The 18,930-nt window shown below is 71.6% G+C and carries 15 protein-coding genes; 6 read left to right on the top strand and 9 right to left on the bottom strand.

From position 1 onward, the window contains the following. Nucleotides 1-122 precede the first annotated feature (122 nt). The 3 genes from OG417_RS27415 to tkt form a co-directional block, all read right to left on the bottom strand. Nucleotides 123-1,730 (bottom strand): glucose-6-phosphate isomerase, encoded by a 1,608-nt coding sequence (locus OG417_RS27415; RefSeq protein WP_329262016.1) that lies wholly within the window; start codon nucleotides 1,728-1,730, stop codon nucleotides 123-125. A 114-nt stretch (nucleotides 1,731-1,844) separates the two neighbouring features. Further along, nucleotides 1,845-2,945: a transaldolase gene (gene tal, locus OG417_RS27420; protein ID WP_329262019.1), complete on the bottom strand. Its 1,101-nt coding sequence runs from the start codon at nucleotides 2,943-2,945 to the stop codon at nucleotides 1,845-1,847. Between the two features lie 8 nt (nucleotides 2,946-2,953). Next, nucleotides 2,954-5,074, bottom strand: coding sequence for a transketolase (tkt, locus tag OG417_RS27425; protein WP_329262023.1), 2,121 nt, complete (start codon nucleotides 5,072-5,074; stop codon nucleotides 2,954-2,956). Nucleotides 5,075-5,469: 395 nt separating this feature from the next. Here tkt and OG417_RS27430 point away from each other — a divergent pair, with 395 nt between their 5' ends. Both OG417_RS27430 and OG417_RS27435 read left to right on the top strand, forming a co-directional pair. Then, nucleotides 5,470-6,414: a heme o synthase gene (locus OG417_RS27430; RefSeq protein WP_425551060.1), complete on the top strand. Its 945-nt coding sequence runs from the start codon at nucleotides 5,470-5,472 to the stop codon at nucleotides 6,412-6,414. Between the two features lie 16 nt (nucleotides 6,415-6,430). Beyond that, nucleotides 6,431-7,684 (top strand): PrsW family intramembrane metalloprotease, encoded by a 1,254-nt coding sequence (locus tag OG417_RS27435; RefSeq protein ID WP_329262025.1) that lies wholly within the window; start codon nucleotides 6,431-6,433, stop codon nucleotides 7,682-7,684. Nucleotides 7,685-7,693: 9 nt separating this feature from the next. Here the strand turns inward: OG417_RS27435 and OG417_RS27440 are convergent, their stop codons facing one another. Further along, nucleotides 7,694-8,074, bottom strand: a complete 381-nt coding sequence (locus tag OG417_RS27440) for a zinc-binding dehydrogenase (protein WP_329262627.1) — start codon at nucleotides 8,072-8,074, stop codon at nucleotides 7,694-7,696. Further along, a complete protein-coding gene (locus OG417_RS27445; protein WP_329262028.1) occupies nucleotides 7,978-8,718 on the bottom strand; it encodes a zinc-binding dehydrogenase in 741 nt (246 codons plus the stop codon). Before OG417_RS27445 ends, OG417_RS27440 begins: the two co-directional genes overlap by 97 nt. A 5-nt stretch (nucleotides 8,719-8,723) precedes the next feature. Here OG417_RS27445 and OG417_RS27450 point away from each other — a divergent pair, with 5 nt between their 5' ends. Together OG417_RS27450 and OG417_RS27455 are read left to right on the top strand one after the other, a co-directional pair. Beyond that, nucleotides 8,724-9,044 carry a MarR family winged helix-turn-helix transcriptional regulator gene (locus OG417_RS27450; protein WP_329262633.1) on the top strand — a complete coding sequence of 107 codons (321 nt, stop codon included), beginning with the start codon at nucleotides 8,724-8,726 and terminating at the stop codon, nucleotides 9,042-9,044. A 201-nt stretch (nucleotides 9,045-9,245) separates the two neighbouring features. Next, the gene (locus tag OG417_RS27455) at nucleotides 9,246-12,536 is read left to right on the top strand and encodes a GH92 family glycosyl hydrolase (RefSeq protein ID WP_329262031.1); all 3,291 of its coding nucleotides are present in this window, start codon (nucleotides 9,246-9,248) and stop codon (nucleotides 12,534-12,536) included. A gap of 132 nt (nucleotides 12,537-12,668) precedes the next feature. On the opposite strand, the gene OG417_RS27460 is transcribed toward OG417_RS27455, so the two are convergent. The 3 genes from OG417_RS27460 to pdhA are packed head-to-tail and all read right to left on the bottom strand — an operon-like array spanning nucleotide 12,669 to nucleotide 16,030. Next, the gene (locus OG417_RS27460) at nucleotides 12,669-13,964 is read right to left on the bottom strand and encodes a dihydrolipoamide acetyltransferase family protein (RefSeq protein WP_329262034.1); all 1,296 of its coding nucleotides are present in this window, start codon (nucleotides 13,962-13,964) and stop codon (nucleotides 12,669-12,671) included. Between the two features lie 7 nt (nucleotides 13,965-13,971). Then, nucleotides 13,972-14,961: an alpha-ketoacid dehydrogenase subunit beta gene (locus OG417_RS27465; RefSeq protein ID WP_329262035.1), complete on the bottom strand. Its 990-nt coding sequence runs from the start codon at nucleotides 14,959-14,961 to the stop codon at nucleotides 13,972-13,974. A 10-nt stretch (nucleotides 14,962-14,971) separates the two neighbouring features. Further along, complete coding sequence (pdhA, locus tag OG417_RS27470; protein ID WP_329262036.1) at nucleotides 14,972-16,030, bottom strand: pyruvate dehydrogenase (acetyl-transferring) E1 component subunit alpha; 1,059 nt, start codon at nucleotides 16,028-16,030, stop codon at nucleotides 14,972-14,974. Nucleotides 16,031-16,167: 137 nt separating this feature from the next. On the opposite strand from pdhA, the gene OG417_RS27475 reads away from it, so the two are divergent. Both OG417_RS27475 and polX read left to right on the top strand, forming a co-directional pair. Continuing rightward, nucleotides 16,168-16,788, top strand: coding sequence for a GntR family transcriptional regulator (locus OG417_RS27475; RefSeq protein WP_329234196.1), 621 nt, complete (start codon nucleotides 16,168-16,170; stop codon nucleotides 16,786-16,788). Between the two features lie 25 nt (nucleotides 16,789-16,813). Further along, nucleotides 16,814-18,526, top strand: a complete 1,713-nt coding sequence (polX, locus tag OG417_RS27480) for a DNA polymerase/3'-5' exonuclease PolX (protein WP_329234200.1) — start codon at nucleotides 16,814-16,816, stop codon at nucleotides 18,524-18,526. Here the strand turns inward: polX and OG417_RS27485 are convergent. Beyond that, nucleotides 18,508-18,915, bottom strand: coding sequence for a MerR family transcriptional regulator (locus OG417_RS27485; RefSeq protein ID WP_329234203.1), 408 nt, complete (start codon nucleotides 18,913-18,915; stop codon nucleotides 18,508-18,510). The two genes, polX and OG417_RS27485, sit on opposite strands and share 19 nt — an antisense overlap. Nucleotides 18,916-18,930: the final 15 nt, after the last annotated feature.

Below are 18,930 nucleotides of genomic sequence, written 5' to 3' on the forward strand. Positions count from 1 at the left end.
GCCATATCACCCGACATGGCATGTCCTCTCCGATCGTTGCAGTTGATGGGGGTCTGTGGGGCCGAACGTGGCGTAAACACCGGGAAAACTGGATCATGTCGCATGAGCCCGCAGCGCTCGCTTCAACCGTTGAGCGCGGCCTCCAGTCTCGCCAGCCCGGCCGCCCGGTCCCGCAGGTGCAGGCGCACGACCGTGTGTTCTCGTGACCGCAGCGCCCGCAGATCGGCGAAGGCCTGAGCGAGCTGCAGCGTGCCGAGGGAGTACGGCCGGCCCGGTACGTCGACGTCGGTGGTGACCGCCCCGGTGATCTGCAGGAACAGGCCCGTACGCGGCCCGTCCTTGTACGCCTGGCCGGTCGAGTGCAGCAGCCGCGGTGCCAGGCCGAACGCCACCTGGGCGTCGCGGTCGTGGGCGGCCCGGTGGGCGAACGGCGGTCGTAGCCCGGCCGTGTCGTCCGCCGTGTCGAGATAGGCCATCACCGCGATGTAACCGCCGGACGGGGCGGCGTGGGTGAACGCGTCGAGCACGTCGCGCAGGTCCTTGGCGCCCTCCAGCATGTCGCCGGTGGCGTGCACCTCCACCTCGCCGTCCACCAGGACCGGCTCACACCCGATCACGACCGGGGGCGTGCCGTCCTCCGCGCCGCGCAGCAGGCCCGCCAGGGCCTCCTCGGACTCGTGGACCGCCGGCCGGTCGAACGGGCTGACGCCGATCACCCGGCAGGCCACCGCGGCGGCGTACTCCCACAGCAGGAACAGCGCACCCAGCGGCCCGGACACGGCCAGGTCGGCGCCCTCGGCGGGCTCGCCGAGCACCAGCCGCCGCACGCCACGGGTGGCGGCGAAGCCCGGCGCGGCCGGGCCCTCCACGACGACCGGCACGACGCCCCTGCCGTTCTTGCCGGTCGACTCGGCGACCAGTTGCTCGACCCAGCGGTCCAGGCCCGCCGGGCCCGAGCCGTCATCGGCGATGAGCAGCCGGTCCCGCCCGTTCGCCGTCGCGGTCCCCAGCGTCGCGCCCAGCACCAGGCCGGGATTGTCGTAGGCGAGCAGCAGCGAGGGGATGAGGGCCTCGGCCTCCTCCAGCAGCCGGCGTACGTCGGCCCCGCACAGCGCCGCCGGCACCAGGCCGTAGGCGCTCAGCGCGCCGAAGCAGCCGTCCACCTCCGGGTCGGCGGCGACGAACGTGTGGCCGGAGGTCTCCAGGGGTGAGCCCGGCGGCCCCACGGCCACGATGCGTCCGGCCGGGTCGACGCCCGCGTCGCGGAACGCGCGTTCGAATACGCGCCGGACCCCGTCGGTCTCGACCGTCTCCGCGCCGGACAGGACCAGCAGCGTACGGTCGAGCGGACCCCGGGTCGCGCGCCGGATCTGGTGCGGGTCGACCGTGTCGAGCAGGGTCAGGCTGCGGCCCTGGGCGCGGGCGATCACCTCGGCGGCCAGGCAGGCGCCGCCCGTGCCGGCGAGGACGACGTGATCCAGGCCGGCGAAGCGCTCGGTGAGCTCGTCGAGGCGGGGGAGCAGCCGGCGCGAGCGATCGGGCGCGTGCACCCAGCCGAGCCGTCCGGCCGCCTTCTCCGTGGCCTCGGGCCCCCACAGGCTGGCGTTGCCGCCCATGAGGGCGGCCGGAACGCCGTCGGCGGCCAGCCGCCCGAGGACGCCGTCGGTCTCCCCGACCGCGTCGCCCCGGACGGTCACCGACACGCCGCCACCGGTCACGCGCAGCGTCACGAGGCCTCCTTCGCCGGCCCCGTGACGAAGACGCCGTGCCGGATGGTTCTCTCGCTCACAGTGCCTCCCGGTTCACCCCGTACCCGGGCTGGTACTGCCCGTTCCCGGCCAGACTTACCCTGCCTTGGCCTCCAGTTCACCCTTGACCGTGTCGAGGAGCTCCTTCCAGGAGGCCGCGAACTTCTCCACGCCCTCCTCCTCGAGGACGCGGACGACGTCGTCGTAGTCGACCCCGGCCTCCTTGAGCGCGGCCAGGTGCTGCCGGGCCTCGTCGTACCGGCCCTGGATCGTGTTGCCGGAGATCCGGCCGTGGTCGGCGGTCGCGTCCAGTGTCGCCTCCGGCATCGTGTTGACCTCCTGCGGCGCCACGAGCTCGTCGACGTACATGGTGTCGGGGTAGTCGGGGTTCTTCACGCCGGTCGAGGCCCACAGAGGACGCTGCGGGCGTGCGCCCGCGTCCTTGAGCGCCGTCCAGCGGTCGGTGCCGAACTTCTCCTCGAACAGCGCGTACGCCAGGCGGGCGTTGGCGATGCCGGCCTTGCCCTTCAGCTCGGTCTCGCCGAGCTTGTCCAGGCGCTTGTCGATCTCGGTGTCGACGCGGCTGACGAAGAACGACGCCACGGACTCGATCTTGGACAGGTCGTGGCCGTTCGCCCGAGCCTTCTCCAGCCCCGCGAAGAAGGCGTCGATGACCTGGCCGTACCGCTCCAGCGAGAAGATCAGCGTGACGTTCACGCTGATGCCCTGCGCCAGCGTGTCGGTGATCGCCGGCAGCCCGGCGAGCGTCGCGGGGATCTTGATGAAGGTGTTCGGCCGGTCGACCAGCCACCACAGCGCCTTGGCCTCGGCGACGGTCTTCTCGGTCTCGTTCGCGAGGCGCGGGTCGACCTCGATGGACACGCGCCCGTCGACGCCGTCGCTGCGGTCGTAGACCGGCCGCAGGACGTCGGCCGCCCACCGGATGTCGTACGTCGTGATGGCCCGGACGGCCTCCTCGACACCGACACCGCGGACCGCCAGCTCACGGACCTGCTCGTCATAGGCCGAGCCCTTGCTGAGCGCCTTGGCGAAGATCGTCGGGTTGGACGTCACGCCGACGACGTACTTCTCCTTGATCAGCTGGGCGAGATTGCCGCTCTGCAGACGCTCGCGGCTGATGTCGTCGAGCCAGATGGACACGCCCTCGTCGGAGAGCGCCTTCAGAATGTCACTCATCTCTCTCCTCAGTTCCCGGTCGTCGAACCCTGGCCGGCCGCGTTCACCTTCGTGAGGCTGGCGCGCGCCGCGGCCACGACCCGGTCGGCCGTGAAGCCGAACTGCTGGAACAACGTCTTGTAGTCGGCCGACGCGCCGAAGTGCTCCAAGCTCACGCTCTCGCCGGCGTCGCCGACGTAGGTGCGCCACCCGAGGGCCACGCCGGCCTCCACGGACACGCGCGCGCGCACCGCGGGAGGCAGCACCTGCTGCTTGTAGGCCTCGTCCTGCGCCTCGAACCACTCCACCGACGGCATGGAGACGACCCGCGTCGGCGTGCCCTCGCCCTCGAGGACCTCACGGGCCTCCACCGCGATCTGCACCTCGCTGCCGGTGGCGATCAAGATGACGTCCGGCTGCCCGTTCGAGGCGTCGGCCAGGACGTACGCGCCCTTGGCGGCGCCCTCGGCCGAGCCGAACCGCGAGCGGTCGAACGTCGGAACCTTCTGCCGCGTGAGCGCCAGGCCCGCGGGGCGGTGCGGGTTCTCGAGGATGGTCCGCCAGGCGACGGCCGTCTCGTTGGCGTCCGCCGGCCGGACGATGTCGAGGCCGGGGATCGCGCGCAGGGCCCACAGGTGCTCGACCGGCTGGTGGGTCGGGCCGTCCTCGCCGAGGCCGATCGAGTCGTGCGTCCACACGTAGGTGACGGGCAGCTTCATCAGCGCGGCCAGCCGCACGGACGGGCGCATGTAGTCGCTGAAGACCAGGAACGTGCCGCCGTACGGGCGGGTGCCGTTGTGCAGGGCGATGCCGTTCATGATCGCGCCCATGCCGTGCTCACGGATGCCGAAGTGCAGCGTGCGGCCGTAGCGGTTTCCGGGGTAGTCCTTGGTCTGGTACTCCTCCGGGATGAAGGACGGCTCGCCCTTCATCGTCGTGTTGTTGCTGCCCGCCAGGTCGGCCGAGCCGCCCCACAGCTCCGGCAGCACCGGGCCGATCGCGGCGAGGATCTCGCCGGAGGCGGCACGGGTCGCGACGGCCTTGTCCGCCTCGAACTCCGGCAGCTTGGCGGTCCAGCCGTCCGGCAGCCGGCGGACGCTGATGCGGTCGTACTCCGACGCGCGCTCGGGATTGCCCGCACGCCAGGCCTCATAGGCCTTGTTCCACTCGGCGTGCGCCTCGCGGCCGCGCTGGACCACCTCGCGGGCGTGCTCAAGGGCGTCCTCGGGCACGTCGAAGGTCTTGTCCGGGTTCTGGCCGAGCACCCGCTTGGTCGCGGCGACCTCCTCGGCGCCGAGGGCGGCGCCGTGGGCCTTGCCGGTGTTCTGCAGGTTGGGCGCGGGCCAGCCGATGATGGTGCGCAGCGAGATCAGCGACGGGCGGCCGAGCTCGGCCTTGGCGGCCTGCAGCGCGCGGTAGAGGGCCTCGGGGTCCTCCCGGTAGCCGTCCTCGGAGGTCCAGTCGACCTTCTGGACGTGCCAGCCGTACGCCTCGTAGCGCGCGGCGACGTCCTCGGACTTGGCGATCTGCGTGTCGTCCTCGATCGAGATCTGGTTGTCGTCGTAGATGACGATGAGGTTGCCGAGCTTCTGGTGACCGGCCAGGGAGCTGACCTCGTGGCTGATGCCCTCTTCGATGTCGCCGTCGGAGGCGATCGAGTAGATGTAGTGGTCGAACGGGCTGTCGCCGAACGACGGCTCCGGGTCGAACAGGCCGCGCTCGCGACGCGCCGCCATCGCCATGCCCACGGCGTTGCCCAGGCCCTGGCCCAGCGGGCCCGTCGTGGTCTCGACGCCGATGGTGTGGCCGTGCTCCGGGTGACCCGGGGTCAGGCTGCCCCACTTGCGCAGACCCTTGAGATCATCGAGGGTGAGCCCGTAGCCGGACAGGTACAGCTGGATGTAGAGCGTCAGGCTGCTGTGCCCCGCGGACAGCACGAACCGGTCGCGGCCGGCCCAGTCCGGGTCGGTCGGGTCGTGGCGCATCACCCGCTGGAACAGCAGGTAGGCGGCCGGCGCCAGGCTCATCGCGGTCCCGGGGTGGCCGGAGCCGGCCTCCTCGACGGCGTCCATGGCGAGCGCGCGGACCGTGTCCACGGCCCGACGGTCCAGCTCGGTCCAGGTGAAGGTGTTGTCGGAATCCGTACTCACGAGACGCTCCAGGCTCCTCTCGGCTACATGCAATGCCCCCGTGGCCCGCCCCCCGCGGGCGGAAAAGCGCGCCTCGATCCGGGGAGCACCTTGATCAGGCCACTCCTCGGGCCCTCGGCGAGCCTATCGCCCGCAGGACTTTTGCCGGGCGCGGGAGCCTATGTGTCGTTTAACGTCGTGTCGCGTACGGCACTTCCCTGGATCCCGGCCGCGAATCATCGGCGTACGCGTGTCCGCCCACCCCGATGACGGGGTGGGCCACCCCCGGGACTACAGTGATGTCGCGGCCGTGGCCGGTTGAGTGATAAGGCCCGGGTACCCAGCAAAGCGGCGGTAAAGATTCGAGGATTCGTCATAGTGCCCCTTCATGTCGAGAACACGCCCGTGGACGTCCCGTGACGGTGGTCATCAACCGTCCCGTGCGGACGCCCGCGCCCGTGGGTCCCGGCCGCCGCCCGCTCGGCGCGCTCGTCCGCGCCTACGTGGCGCTCACGAAACCGCGGATCATCGAACTCCTGCTGATCACGACGCTGCCGGTCATGTTCCTCGCGGCCGGCGGTCTGCCGCCGCTGTGGCCGGTGATCGCCACGCTGGCGGGCGGCATGCTGTCGGCGGGCAGCGCCAACGCGCTCAACTGCTACATCGACCGCGACATCGACGCCAAGATGCGCCGCACGCGCCGCAGGCCGCTGCCCATGGTGCAGGTCACACCGCGCGAGACGCTGGTGTTCGGCGTCGCGCTGGCCGTCGCCTCGACGCTGTTCCTCGGGCTGGCCCTCAACTGGCTGGCCGCCGGCATGTCGGTGTTCGCGATCTGCTTCTACGTCTTCGTCTACTCGCTGCTGCTCAAGCGCCGCACCACCCAGAACGTCGTGTGGGGCGGCATCGCCGGCTGCATGCCGGTCATGATCGGCTGGTCGGCGCTGACCGGGCGCCTCGCGTGGACGCCGCTCGTGCTGTTCCTCGTGGTGTTCTTCTGGACGCCGCCGCACACGTGGACGCTCGCGATGCGCTACCGCGACGACTACGCCGCCGCGAACGTCCCGATGCTGCCGGTGGTGGCCACCGAGCGCCGTGTGGCCATCGAGGTCATCGTCTACACCTGGGTCACCGTGGCATGCTCGCTGGCGCTGTGGCCGGTGGCGCACACGACGATCTTCTACCCGGTCGTGGCCGTCGTGCTCGGCGCGGTGTCGCTCCTGGAGGCCTACCGTCTCCTCGGGCGGGTCCGCCGGGGCATCACCGGCGCGGTGCTCAAGCCGATGCGTTACTTTCACCTGTCCAACGCCTACTTGGCGCTGCTGTTCCTGGCCGTCGCGATCGACCCGTTGCTCCACTGAGGATTAATGTCGCGGCATGGCGCGCGTTGATCCCAAGGCGGTCCTCGAAGGCCGCATGCCCGGACGGGCACCGGTCGGCCTGATCGTCGGACTCATCGTCTCGACGCTCTGCGCGCTCGTCGTGCTGGGCCTGGACGCCCTCAACGGCGCGCCGTTCGTCATCGGGCTCGTCCTGGCGATCCTGCCGGTGCCGCTCCTGGTGGCGCTCGTCCTCATGCTCGACCGGCTGGAGCCCGAGCCCTGGCGCGCGCTGCTGTTCGCGTTCATGTGGGGCGCGGGCGTGGCGGTGCTGGGCGCGCTGATCCTCAACACCGCGGGCTACGAGCTGCTGACCAAGCCGGTCTTCGGCGAGCGCGGTGAGCTGGTCACCGCCTCGATCGGCGCGCCGCTGGTGGAAGAGTCACTCAAGGGCGCGGTGCTGTTCGGGTTCCTGTGGTTCCGCCGGAACGAGCTCGACGGCCTGACCGACGGCATCATCTACGCGGCCATGGTCGCCCTCGGCTTCGCGATGATGGAGAACATCGGCTACTACATGCGGGCGATCAACCAGCACAACATCGAGGCCGTCTTCATCATGCGCGGCGTGATCTCGCCGTTCGGGCACCCGCTGTTCACCTCGATGACCGGGCTCGGCGTGGCGTACGCGGCGCTGCACCGCGGCGCCGCGCGGGTCGCCGCACCCGTCGCCGGGCTGTGCGGGGCGATGCTGCTGCACGGCGCCTGGAACTTCTCCACCGCCTTCGGCCTCAAGGGCCTCACCGTCGCGTACGGCATCGACTTCTGCATCATCCTGGGCCTGATCGTCATCGTGGTCCGCGAGCGGCGGCAGACCGTACGGCTGATCCGCCTGCACCTGCCGATGTACGCCGGCACGGGCCTCGTGACGCCGCAGGACGTCCAGATGCTCGGCAGCATCGCGCTCCGGCGCAGGGCCCGGCAGTGGGCCCGCATGGCCGGCGGCACCGCGGCGGCGCGCGCCATGGGCGACTACCAGCTCGCCGCGACCGAGCTCGCGCTGCTACACCAGCGCGCCGAGCGCGGGGTGGCCGAGCCCGCCTGGTTCTACCGGCGGCGGCTCGACCTGATGAACCTCATGCACGTGGCACGGCAGGCCTTCCAGGTGCGCCGGACGCGTCCGCTGATGCCGCCGTGGGCCGGGCCGGACCAGTCGGGCTTCCTGCGGCCGGGCCCGTCCTTCGGCCCGCCGCCGCCCGGCCCGTTCCGCCCCCAGGGACCGTACGGCCCGCAGGGCCCGTACGGCCCCGCCTGACGCGCGCCGTCACGTCAGCAGCAGTGTCTTGCCGATCGCCTCGCGCGACTCGATCAGCGCGTGCGCCTCGGCCGCCTGGCCGAGCGGGAGGGTCTGGCCGATGAGGGGCGTGATTCGGCCCGCGTCGGCCGCGGCCAGCGCGAGGCCGGCCAGGCGCTCCTCGTCTCCGGCGGCCATCCGCAGGTCGAACAGGGAGGTCGCGTGGATGCCGCGCCGGCCGGCGTCGTCGGGGTCGGCTCGGGTGAAGTCGCCGCTGGGACCGCCGTAACCGATGAATCGCCCGCCCCGGGCGGTCAGCTCCAGCGAGGCGCGGCCGATCCGCCCGCCGACGCCGTCGAGAACGACGTCCGGGCCGCGGCCTCCGTGAGCGTACGGACCTGCTCGTGCCAGTCGTCCCGCTCGTAGTCGATGACGGCGTCGGCGCCGGCGTCCCGGGCGCGCGTCAGCTTGCGCGAGCCGCGTGCCGCCCCGACGACCCGCGCTCCGGCGGCGTGCGCCAGCTGCACCAGGAGGTTGCCCAGACCCCCTCCGGCCGGAGTGACCAGCACCCACTGGCCCGGCCGTACCCCGGCCGCCTCGAACACGAGCATCGCCGTCATTCCGTCGTTGACGAGAGCCGCGGCATCGGGCAGTGGCACGCCCGCCGGCACGGGGACCAGAGCGCCGGCCGGTATGACCGCACGCTCGGCGTAGCCGCCCGAGTGAGTGTCGTGCTGGGCGCGCCGGGCCACGGTCCCGGTCTCGGCTCCCCGCTCTCCGGCTCCCGTCCGGGCGACGACGCGGCGGCCGAGCAGGCCCCGGTCCACCCCGGGCCCGGCCGCCACGACCGTACCGGCCACGCCGCCGCCGGGGACGTACGGAGGGGTGACGATCGGGAAGGGAAACGCGCCCCGCCGGATCACCGTGTCGAGATGAAGAGTGTCGGCGACGATGACCTCGACCAGCACCTGGCCCGGCCCCGGGGCCAGGTCGGGCGCTTCGACGGTGACCAGCACGTCCGGCCCGCCGAAGCGGGCCGCCTGCACGCACAACATGGAGGATCTCCAGGGGGTTCGAAGGGTCCATGACCCAGCAGCGGCTCGGGCTGCGGCTCGGCATCGACCGCACGACCATCGTCACCGTCGTCGACGGCCTGCAGGACGCCGGTCTGATCGAACGGAACCGTGACCCGGCCGACCGGCGCGCCTACCTCATCGTGGTCACCGAGTCCGGGACGGCCGCGCAGCGGCGCGGCCGGCGTCTGGTGCGCCAGGCCGAACGCGAGCTGCTCGGCGCGCTCACCGACGAGGAACACGGCACCGTCACCGGTCTGCTGGCGCGCGCGGTGCCGGAGCGGACGCCGCCGGACGCGCCACGCTGACGCGGCATTCCGCGGCCGGCCGCCGTGCTCACCGGGCCGTGCGGCCCAGATGTACGCCACGGCCTCGCGTGGCCGGTACCGGCTCTTGACCTGGAGGGTCAGGGACGTTGACAATCCGGGCCGACAACGTTGTCATCGCCCATGACTGCGGTGGTCCCCGCCGGCGCAGCTCTTCGTTCTCCACCCCCAGGGGAGCAGCAAGTGCTCAGACGTACCCGCATCCGCCTGGCAGGGGTTCTCTGCCTGGCGCTCTCCGCCCTGGCCCTGCCGGCGCTGCCGGCGTACGCGGCCCCACCCGACCCCGCCTCCTACGTCAATCCGTTCGTGGGCACCCAGGACGGCGGCCCCGACTTCGGCCACGGTGGCGGCGCGGGGATGGACTTCCCCGGTGCGGTCGTGCCGTTCGGCATGATGCAGTGGAGCCCCGACACCGTCCGCACCTCCGGCGGCGGCTACAAGTACGAGGACGACCGGCTCCGCGGCTTCAGCATGACCCACATCTCCGGGCCGGGCTGTACGGGAGCCCAGGACTTCCCGGTGATCCCGTTCTCCGGACCGATCAAGAACTCGCCCGCCACGCACGGCTCGGACTACGTCCAGACCTTTCAGCACGCGAACGAGCAGGCCTCGCCGGGGTCGTACGCGATGACGACCGACACCGGGATCAGGACCGAGCTGACCGCGACGCAGCGCGCGGGCGTGGCCCGGTTCACCTTTCCCACCGACAAGGTCGGCACGCTGCTGCTCAACGTGACCGGGTCGATCAACGGGGTGGATGACGCCGAGGCCACGATCAAGGGCAACACCGTGTCGGGCTGGGCCAAGACCGGCGGCTTCTGCAACGCGGACACCCGTTACTACGTCTACTTCACCGCCACCTTCGACCAGCCCTTCACCGCCTACGGCACGTGGAAGGACGACTCGGTCGAGCCGGGACGGGCGGACGTGCGCGGACGCTCTCCGGCGAAGGTGCCGCAGCAGACCCAGAAGATCGTCGGCCGCATCCACAACGGCCCCGAGGGCAGGCCGCTGCCGCAGGCCACGAAGAGGCTCGCCGCGCAGGACGTCAACGTCAAGGGCCCCGGGTCCGGCGTCTACCTGCAGTTCGACACGAGTAAGAACAGACCGGTGCAGATGCGGACCGGCCTGTCGTACGTCAGCGTCGACGGCGCCGCGAAGAACCTCAGGGCCGAGGTCGGGAACAAGGGCTTCGACACCATCAAGGCCGCCGCGCACCGGGCATGGGACAAGCGCCTCGGCCAGATCCAGGTCGAGGGCGGCGCGGCCGACCCGCTGAAGGTCTTCTACACCGCGCTCTACCACGCGATGCTCCAGCCGTACGTCTTCGACGACGTCGACGGCGGCTACACCGGGTTCGACCACCGGATCCACCGGGTCGGGAAGGGCCACCACCAGTACGCGACCTTCTCCGGCTGGGACATCTACCGCAGCGAGGCGCAGCTCATCGCCCTCCTCGCGCCGGACGTCGGCTCCGACATCGCCCAGTCCATGTACAACGACGCGCACTCGGTCGGCGACGTCTGGGACCGCTGGTCGCACCAGAACACCATCACCGGTGTCATGAACGGCGACCCGTACCACTCGATCGTCGCGACCATGTACGCCTTCGGGGCGCGCGACTTCGACGCGAACGGTGCGCTGGCCGCCATGGTGAAGGGCGCGAACCGGGTCGGGGAGGACAAGGCCACCGGCTACACCGAACGGCCCGGGAACGCCGACTACCTCAAGCTCGGCTACGTGCCGGGCGACCCGGCGACCACGCTGGAGTACGGCCTCGCCGACTTCGGCATCGCCCAGCTCGCCCAGCGGCTCGGCGACAAGGGCACCTACCAGGCGTTCATGAAGCGCTCGCACGCCTGGGAGACGATCTACAACCCGATGAACGACTGGATCCAGCCCCGCTTCGCCGACGGCTCGTTCCTGTCGCCGTTCGACCCGGCCGACCCCGGCTGGTACGTCGAGGGCAACGGCTCCCAGTACCACTGGATGACCTACTCCGACGTCGCCGGCCTGTTCGGCGCGATGGGCGGGCGCGACCAGGCGGCCAAGCGGCTCGACACCTTCTTCACCGAGCTGAACGCCGGGTCGCAGAAGCCGTACGCCTACCTCGGCAACGAGCCGTCGCTCCAGACGCCGTGGCTGTACGCCTGGGCCGGGCAGCCGTACAAGACCCAGGACGTCGTCGCGCGGGCCCGCACGTCGCTGTTCAAGTCCGGCCCGAACGGCCTGGTCGGCAACGACGACCTCGGCACGATGTCGGCCTGGCGGGTCTTCGCCGGCCTCGGCCTGTACCCGGCCATCCCGGGCCGCGCCGAGCTCGTGCTGAACAGCCCGGAGTTCCCCAGGATCACCGTCCACCGCTCCAGCGGCCAGAAGATCACCATCAACGCGCCGGGCGCCTCGGACGCGAACCACTACGTCCAGTCGCTCAAGGTCGGCGGAAAGACGACCTCACGGGCCTGGCTGCCGGAGTCGTTCGTCGCCTCCGGCGGACGCCTCGACTTCGCCATGGGCGCGCAGCCGAACACCACCTTCGGCAGCGATCCGAAGGACGCCCCGCCGTCCTTCGGCACCGGCGCGAAGCCGTTCCTGTCCGCGGTCTCGCCGGGAATGACCTCGCTGGAGCCCGGGGGCTCGGCCGAGGCGACGCTGCGCGTGCAGGCGGTCGGCAAGGGCGACACCGTGACCTGGGCGGCCAAGCCGCCCGCGGGGATCACCGTGACACCCGCCTCGGGCACCCTCACGGTCGGCGACGCCGGGCGCGCGGACCAGAAGGTGACCGTCTCGGTGGCGGCCGGCACGAAACTCGACTACTACTCGGTGCCGTTCGAGCTGACCGCCTCGGGCCGGTCGGTCGGGGCGAGCGGCATGACGATCAACGTCGCCCGGCGCGGCACGATCGAGTGGTACCAGAACAACGCCGGCATCTCCGACGACGGCGAGTCCGGGCAGGCCAACTTCGACGGAGGCGGCTGGAGCTACTCCGCGCAGGCGCTCGCGGCGCAGGGGCTGAAGGCCGGAGAGCCGGTCACGTGGAACGGCCTCACCTTCACCTGGCCGGGCCGTAAGCCCGGTCAGCTCGACAACGTCCAGGCGAGCGGCCAGGTCGTCGACCTGCCGAGCGCCCCGGCGGGGGCGTCGAAGCTGGCCTTCCTCGGCGCGGCCGGCAACGGTGACGCGTCATCCACCGTCACGATCACCTATACGGACGGGTCGACGGCCTCGGCCGCGCTGGAGTTCAGCGACTGGGCGCTCGGCGCCGACGCCTACCCACCGAGGTTCGGCAACGAGATCGTCGCCAAGACGCCGTACCGCAACAGCTCCGACGGAGGGAACCAGGACATCAACATCTACGTGTTCGGCGCGACGCCGATCGCGCTGGACCCGGGCAAACAGGTCAAGAGCGTCACGCTGAACACGCCGAAGTCGGGCTCGGGCTCGCTGCACGTGTTCGCCTGGGCGTTCGCGTGACCGTCCGGGCCTGACCGAACCCGACTGACATGGTGCGGGGTGCCCCGTCTGTGGTTCTTCACGAGACGGGACACCCCTGCTCTTGGGGACCCCCGGGCACCCGCGTCCCGGGCGGTCTCTCGGGGTGGGCGCTCAGGCGACGATGCGCAGCGGGTTCTCCAGCAGCTCGGCGAGCTGGCCGAGGAACGCCGCACCGGTGGCGCCGTCGCAGGCCCGGTGGTCGACCGACAGCGTGATGGTCATCCGGTCGCGCGGGACCACCTCGCCGTCGCGGAACACGACGTCCTTGCGGGTCGCGCCCACCGCGAGGATCGCCGCCTCCGGCGGGTTGATCACGGCGGTGAAGGCGTCCACGCCGAACATGCCCAGGTTGCTCACCGTGAACGTGCCGCCCGACATCTCCTGCGGCGTCAGCTTCAGCTCCCGGGCGCGCCCGGCCAGCTCGCGCGTCTCCGCGCCGATCGCCGACACGCTCTTGCGGTCGGCGTCGCGGATCACCGGCACGACCAGGCCCTCGTCCAGGGCCACCGCCACGCCCACGTGCACCCGCTTGTGCACGAGCAGGTGCTCCTCGGTGAAGGAGACGTTCAGCACCGGGTTGGCGCGCAGCGCCGTCGCACACGCCTTGACGATCAGGTCGTTGACGCTGACCTTGGCCGGGGCGAGCGCGGCGTTGAGCGTCTTGCGGAACGCCAGGAGCTCCTCCACGTCGACGACGCGCGTCAGGTAGAAGTGCGGCGCGGTCCGCATGCTCTCGGCGAGCCGGCGCGCGGTGACCTTGCGGATCCGGCTCAGCGGCACCCGCTCGACGTCCTCGTCATCGGCGGGCGCCTGGACCGGCTGCGGGGCCGCCGCCGGCGCGGCGGGCTGCGGCGTGGCCTGCGGGGCGGGGGCCGCGGCGGGCGGCGCGGACCGGACGGCGGAGTCGAGCGCGGCCGCCTCGACGTCGGCGCGGACGATGCGCCCGCCGGGGCCGGACCCGGTCACCGTGCTGAGGTCGATGCCGTTCTCCCGCGCGATCCGGCGGGCCAGCGGCGAGGACGGCGGACGGGACCGTCCGTTCGGTCCGGCCGGTGCCTCGGCGGCCGGGGCGGGTGTGGCGCTCGCCGCAGGCGCTTCGGCGGGTGCGGCCGCGGGGGCTTCGGCGGGTGCCGCGGCGGGGGCTCCGGCCGGGGCGGCAGCCGGGGCCGCGCCGTCGGTGACCAGCACCGCGATCGGCGTGCCGATGGTCGCGGTGGCGCCCTCGGGCACGAGGATCTCGCCGAGGACACCGTCCTCGTACGCCTCGTACTCCATCAGGGCCTTGTCGGTCTCGATGTCGACGAGCGAGTCACCGACAGAGACCTTGTCGCCGGGCTTCTTGTGCCACGAGCTGACGACGCCTTCCTCCATGGTGTCGGACAGGCGGGGCATGAGGATCTCGGACATGGTCTTCCTAACGGCGGCCGGTGGCGGCGAGCGTGTCGCGTACGGCGGTGACGAGGGACTCGGCCGATGGCAGCGCGGCGAGTTCCAGGGGCTTGGAGTAGGGGAGCGGGACCTCGGCCATCGCCACCCGGCGGACGGGCGCGTCGAGCCAGTCGAAGGCGCCCTCCTGGATCGTGGCGGCGATCTCGGCGCCGATCCCGTACGTGAGCCAGTCGTCCTCGGCGATCACGGCGCAGCCCGTACGGCGGACCGAGGCGACGACCGTCTCGCGGTCCAGGGGGCGCAGGCTGCGCAGGTCCACGACCTCGGCGGAGACCCCGTCGGCGGCGAGCTTCTCGGCGACCTCGGCGGCGACGTGCGCCATGCGCGAGTAGGCGATGATCGTGACGTCGGTGCCCTCGCGGGTGACGGCGGCCCGGCCGATCTCCGCGGGCGTGACGTCGTCGGGCACCTCGCCCTTGGTGTTGTAGAGCGCGAGGTTCTCCAGGAACAGCACCGGGTCGTCGTCGCGGATCGCGGCCTTGAGCATCGCCGAGGCCTCGGCCGGCGTGCTGGGAGCCAGAACTTTAAGGCCCGGGATGAAGGAGTAGAACAGCTCGACGTTCTGCGAGTGGGTGGCGCCGAGCTGCTGCCCGCCGCCCCCGGGCGTGCGGATCACCATCGGCACGCTGCACTGACCGCCGAACATGCCGTAGATCTTGGCCGCGTGGTTGACGATCTGGTCGAGGGCGAGCAGCGAGAAGTTGATCGTCATGATCTCGACGACCGGCCGCAGGCCGAGCATCGCCGCGCCGATCGCGGCGCCGACGAAGCCCTCCTCGGCGATCGGGGTGTCGCGTACTCGCCGGGGCCCGAACTCCTTCAGCAGCCCCTCGGTGATCTTGTACGAGCCCTCGAAGACGCCGATCTCCTCGCCCATGAGGAAGACGTCCTCATCGCGCAGCATCTCGGCACGGAGCGTGTCCCGCAGGGCCTGGCGGTAGGTGACGGTGGCCATCGGGGCTCCTTCAGAAGACCGGGTCGGCGGGCAGGCGGCGGGACTCGCCCGGCACCGGCGTCGCGTACGTGTAGTCGAACAGGGTGGACACGTCGGGGTGCGGGCTGTCGTCGGCGAACGCCGCCGCGTCGTCGACCTCGGCCTTGACCTCGGCGTCGAGCTTCTCGCGCGCCTCGGCGTCCAGGACGTCGCTCTCCTCCAGCTCCAGCGCGAAGCGCGCGAGCGGGTCGGCGGCCTTGAGCTGTTCCTTCTCCTCGGCGGTGCGGTACCGCGCGGGGTCGACGACCGAGTGGCCCCGCAGCCGCGGGCTCGTCGTCTCCAGCAGGAACGGCTTCTTCTCCGCGCGCGCCCGCTCGATGGCGGCGTGCGCCGCCTCGCGTACCGCGATCACGTCGGTGCCGTCCACGCGCGCGCCCTCGATGCGATACGCGGCGGCGCGCCGGTACAGCTCGGGCTCGGCGGAGGAGTGGTCGACCGTGGTGCCCATGCCGAGGCCGTTGTTGATGACGACGTAGACGATCGGCAGGTCCCACAGCGCGGCCATGTTCAGCGACTCGTGGAAGGCGCCGATGTTGGTGGTGCCGTCGCCCATCTGGCACATGACGACCTCGTCGCCGCCCCGATAGGAGATGGCCAGCGCGGCGCCGGTGGCGAGGGGAAGCTGGCCGCCGACGATGCCGTACCCGCCGAGCAGCCGCGCGCCGGTGTCGAACAGGTGCATCGACCCGCCCCAGCCCTTGGAGACGCCGGTGCTGCGCCCGTACAGCTCGGCCATGACGCGGCGGGCCTCGATGCCGCGGGCGAGGGCGTAACCGTGCTCACGGTAGTTCGTGAACAGGTAGTCGCTCGGCTCGAGCGCGGCCATGAGGCCGGTGATCGTGGGCTCCTCGCCGAGGTTGAGGTGGCAGTACCCGCCGATCTTGGCCTCGGTGTACGCCCGCGCCGCGCGTTCCTCGAAGCGGCGGATCAGCAGCATCTGCCGGTAGTAGGCGACGAGGGTCTCGGGCCGTGGTTTGGACCTTCGCGTCCGGCGGGAACGCGCCGGGCTCCTCGTGTCGGTGTCAGCCATCGAGGTCTTCCCTTCGTACGCAGGCGGCGCGCCCTGGGGTGACCACGACGTGCGCCAATAGATCAGCACCGATCAATGATCGATCATAGTTCAGTCGCCGGTGCCCTCCGAACGGCGGTCATCTACGATTGACGAGCGTGAACGCTCTCAACGCACCGGCCCTGGTCCGCACCGGCCTCGGAGACCAGATCCGGCAGGTCCTCATCGACCGCATCACGTCGGGGGAACTCCAGCCCGGCGAGCGTATCGTCGAGCGTCGCATCGCCGCCGAACTGGGGGTCAGTCAGGCGCCGGTCCGCGAGGCGCTGCGGCAGCTGGAGGCGCTGCGGCTGGTCGAGACGATGCCCAACCGCGGCGCGCGCGTCCGGGAGTTCACCGAGGTCGACTTCGCGGAGTTCTTCCCGGTGCGCGCGGGTCTGGAGGAGACCGCGGCCGAGCTCGCCGCCCCGCATCTGGCCGGCCGGGTGAAGGCCCTGGAGGAGCACATCGAACGCCTGGCCACGGCGGAGGGCCCGGACGTGATGCGGCACAGCATCGCCTTCCACCGCGAGATCGTCGACGCCGCCGGCAACCGCCTGCTGCGCGAGGTCTGGGAGTCGCTCGGCATCGAGATCTGGACCACGCTGTCGGTCCGCCGGCACGACACCGAGCTGTGCGGAAAGACCGCCGAGCACATCGAGATCGCCGACGCCTTCCGCCGCGCCGACCCCCGTGTCGGCCGCATGCTGCACGACCACGTCATGAAGTACGCGCCCTGAGCCGAACGATCCTAGGATCGTGGTCATGGGGCGCCCCAACGACGAGGTCGCCGAGCTCTTCCAGGAGTTCGCGGACCTGCTCTCGATCACCGGTGAGGCGGCGTACAAGGTGCGCGCCTACGAGAAGGCGGCCCGGTCCATCGCCGGCTACGCCGAGGACGTGTCGACGCTCGACCTCAAGGGGCTGCGGCAGATCCCCAACGTCGGCGAGGCCATCGCCAAGAAGATCCTCGACTACCGCGAGACCGGCACGATCCGCCAGCTCGAGGCCGTCCGGGCCAAGATCCCGGCCGGGGTGCGCGCCCTGACCGCCATCCCCACGCTCGGGCCCAAGAAGGCGCTCGTCCTGTACGAGGACCTCGGCATCTCCTCCGTCGACGAGCTCGCCGAGGCGATCCCGGCGGGGCGGCTGGAGGGGCTCAAGGGGTTCGGCGCCAAGACCGAGGAGAACATCCTCCACGGCATCGAGCTGATGAGACGCGCCGGCGACCGCGTACTGATCGACGTGGCGATGGAGGTCGCCGAGGAGATCGTCGCCGCGCTGTCGCCGCTCGCGGAGCGCTGTGAGTACGCCGGGTCGCTGCGCCGGTCGCGGGAGACGATCGGCGACGTCGACATCCTCGCCACGGCCGCCGACTCCGCACCGCTCATGGAGGCGTTCGCCCGCCTCCCGCTCGTCGCCGAGGTGATCGCGCACGGCGACACGAAGACCTCGATCCGTACGGTCAAGGGCCTCCAGGTCGACCTGCGGGTCGTCCCGCCGGAGTCCTGGGGCGCGGCCCTGCAGTACTTCACCGGCTCCAAGGCGCACAACGTCCGCACGCGTGAGATCGCCGTACGCGCCGGGCTGAAGCTCTCGGAGTACGGCCTGTTCGAGGTGGAGAGCGGCGACCTCGTCGTGTCCGCCACCGAGGAGGAGGTCTACGAGCGCCTCGGGCTGCCGTGGGTGCCGCCGACCCTCCGGGAGGACGGCGGCGAGATCGAGGCGGCCCTCAGGGGCGAGCTGCCGCGCCTGGTCCGGCTCACCGACCTGCGCGGCGACCTGCACAGCCACACCGACCTGACCGACGGCATCGCCCCGCTGGAGGACATGGTCGCCGCCGCGGCGGCCCAGGGGTGGGAGTACTTCGCCATCACCGACCACGCGCCGAACCTGTTCATGCAGCGCATGACCGACGAGAAGATGCTCGCCCAGCGGGAGGCCGTGCACGCGCTGGGCGAGCGCTACCCGGACCTGACGCTGCTGCACGGCACCGAGCTGAACATCGACGCCGACGGCGACGTCGACTGGCCGCAGGAGTTCCTGTCCGGCTTCGACGTCTGCGTGGCCTCGGTGCACTCGCTGTTCACCCAGGACCGCGAGACGATGACCCGCCGGATCGTCCGCGCCGTCGAGAACCCCTGCGTGCACGTGCTCGGGCACCCCACCGCCCGCCTGATCGGCCGCCGCGAGCCCGTCGACTGCGACTGGGACGCGGTGTTCGAGGCCTGCGCCCGCCACCGTACGGTCGTGGAGATCGACGCGTTCCCCGACCGGCTCGACCTGCCCGCCGACCTGATCCGCCGCGCCCTGCGGTACGGGGTGAAGTTCTCCATCGACAGCGACGCCCACGCGACCGGGCACTTCGCCAACCTGCGCTACGGCGTCGGCACGGCGCAGCGCGGCTGGCTGACTCCGGACGACGTCGTCAACACCTGGCCGCTGGACCGGCTCCGCGACTACCTCGGCACCGGCTGAGCCGGGCTCGTGAAGGCCCGCATGAAGTCCGGGCATTCCACGAGCCTTTCGTGGTCGCAGGTGGCGGCGTGCCGGAGGCCGTCACGCATCCGCGTCAGCCGGGCGATGTCGTCCTCCAGCTCCCGCGCCTTGACGGCCATCCGGGCGCGCAGCCCGGTGTCACCCGGGGTGGCCACGAGGAAGCGGGCGATCTCCGCGACGGCGAAACCGGCGCTGCGGGCGCAGGAGATCAGCGCGAGGCGGTCGAGCACGTCCGGCCGGTACGTGCGCCGCAGACCGTTGCGGCCCGCCGGCGCGATCAAGCCCTTCTTCTCATAGAACCGCAGCGCCGACGGCGCCAGGCCGGAACGCTCGGCCACCTCGGCGATGTCCAGCAGCCCCTCGGCCATCCCGCCTCCTTGACT

Source organism: Actinoallomurus sp. NBC_01490 (assembly GCF_036227085.1).
Lineage (GTDB): Bacteria > Actinomycetota > Actinomycetes > Streptosporangiales > Streptosporangiaceae > Actinoallomurus > Actinoallomurus oryzae.

Bases quoted from the DNA above. Each gene is read 5' to 3' on its own strand.
- tal (WP_329262019.1), bottom strand. From the start codon at position 2,945: ATGAGTGACATTCTGAAGGCGCTCTCCGACGAGGGCGTGTCCATCTGG.
- OG417_RS27435 (WP_329262025.1), top strand. From the start codon at position 6,431: ATGGCGCGCGTTGATCCCAAGGCGGTCCTCGAAGGCCGCATGCCCGGA.
- OG417_RS27445 (WP_329262028.1), bottom strand. From the start codon at position 8,718: ATGTTGTGCGTGCAGGCGGCCCGCTTCGGCGGGCCGGACGTGCTGGTC.
- OG417_RS27460 (WP_329262034.1), bottom strand. From the start codon at position 13,964: ATGTCCGAGATCCTCATGCCCCGCCTGTCCGACACCATGGAGGAAGGC.
- OG417_RS27465 (WP_329262035.1), bottom strand. From the start codon at position 14,961: ATGGCCACCGTCACCTACCGCCAGGCCCTGCGGGACACGCTCCGTGCC.
- pdhA (WP_329262036.1), bottom strand. From the start codon at position 16,030: ATGGCTGACACCGACACGAGGAGCCCGGCGCGTTCCCGCCGGACGCGA.
- polX (WP_329234200.1), top strand. From the start codon at position 16,814: ATGGGGCGCCCCAACGACGAGGTCGCCGAGCTCTTCCAGGAGTTCGCG.
- OG417_RS27485 (WP_329234203.1), bottom strand. From the start codon at position 18,915: ATGGCCGAGGGGCTGCTGGACATCGCCGAGGTGGCCGAGCGTTCCGGC.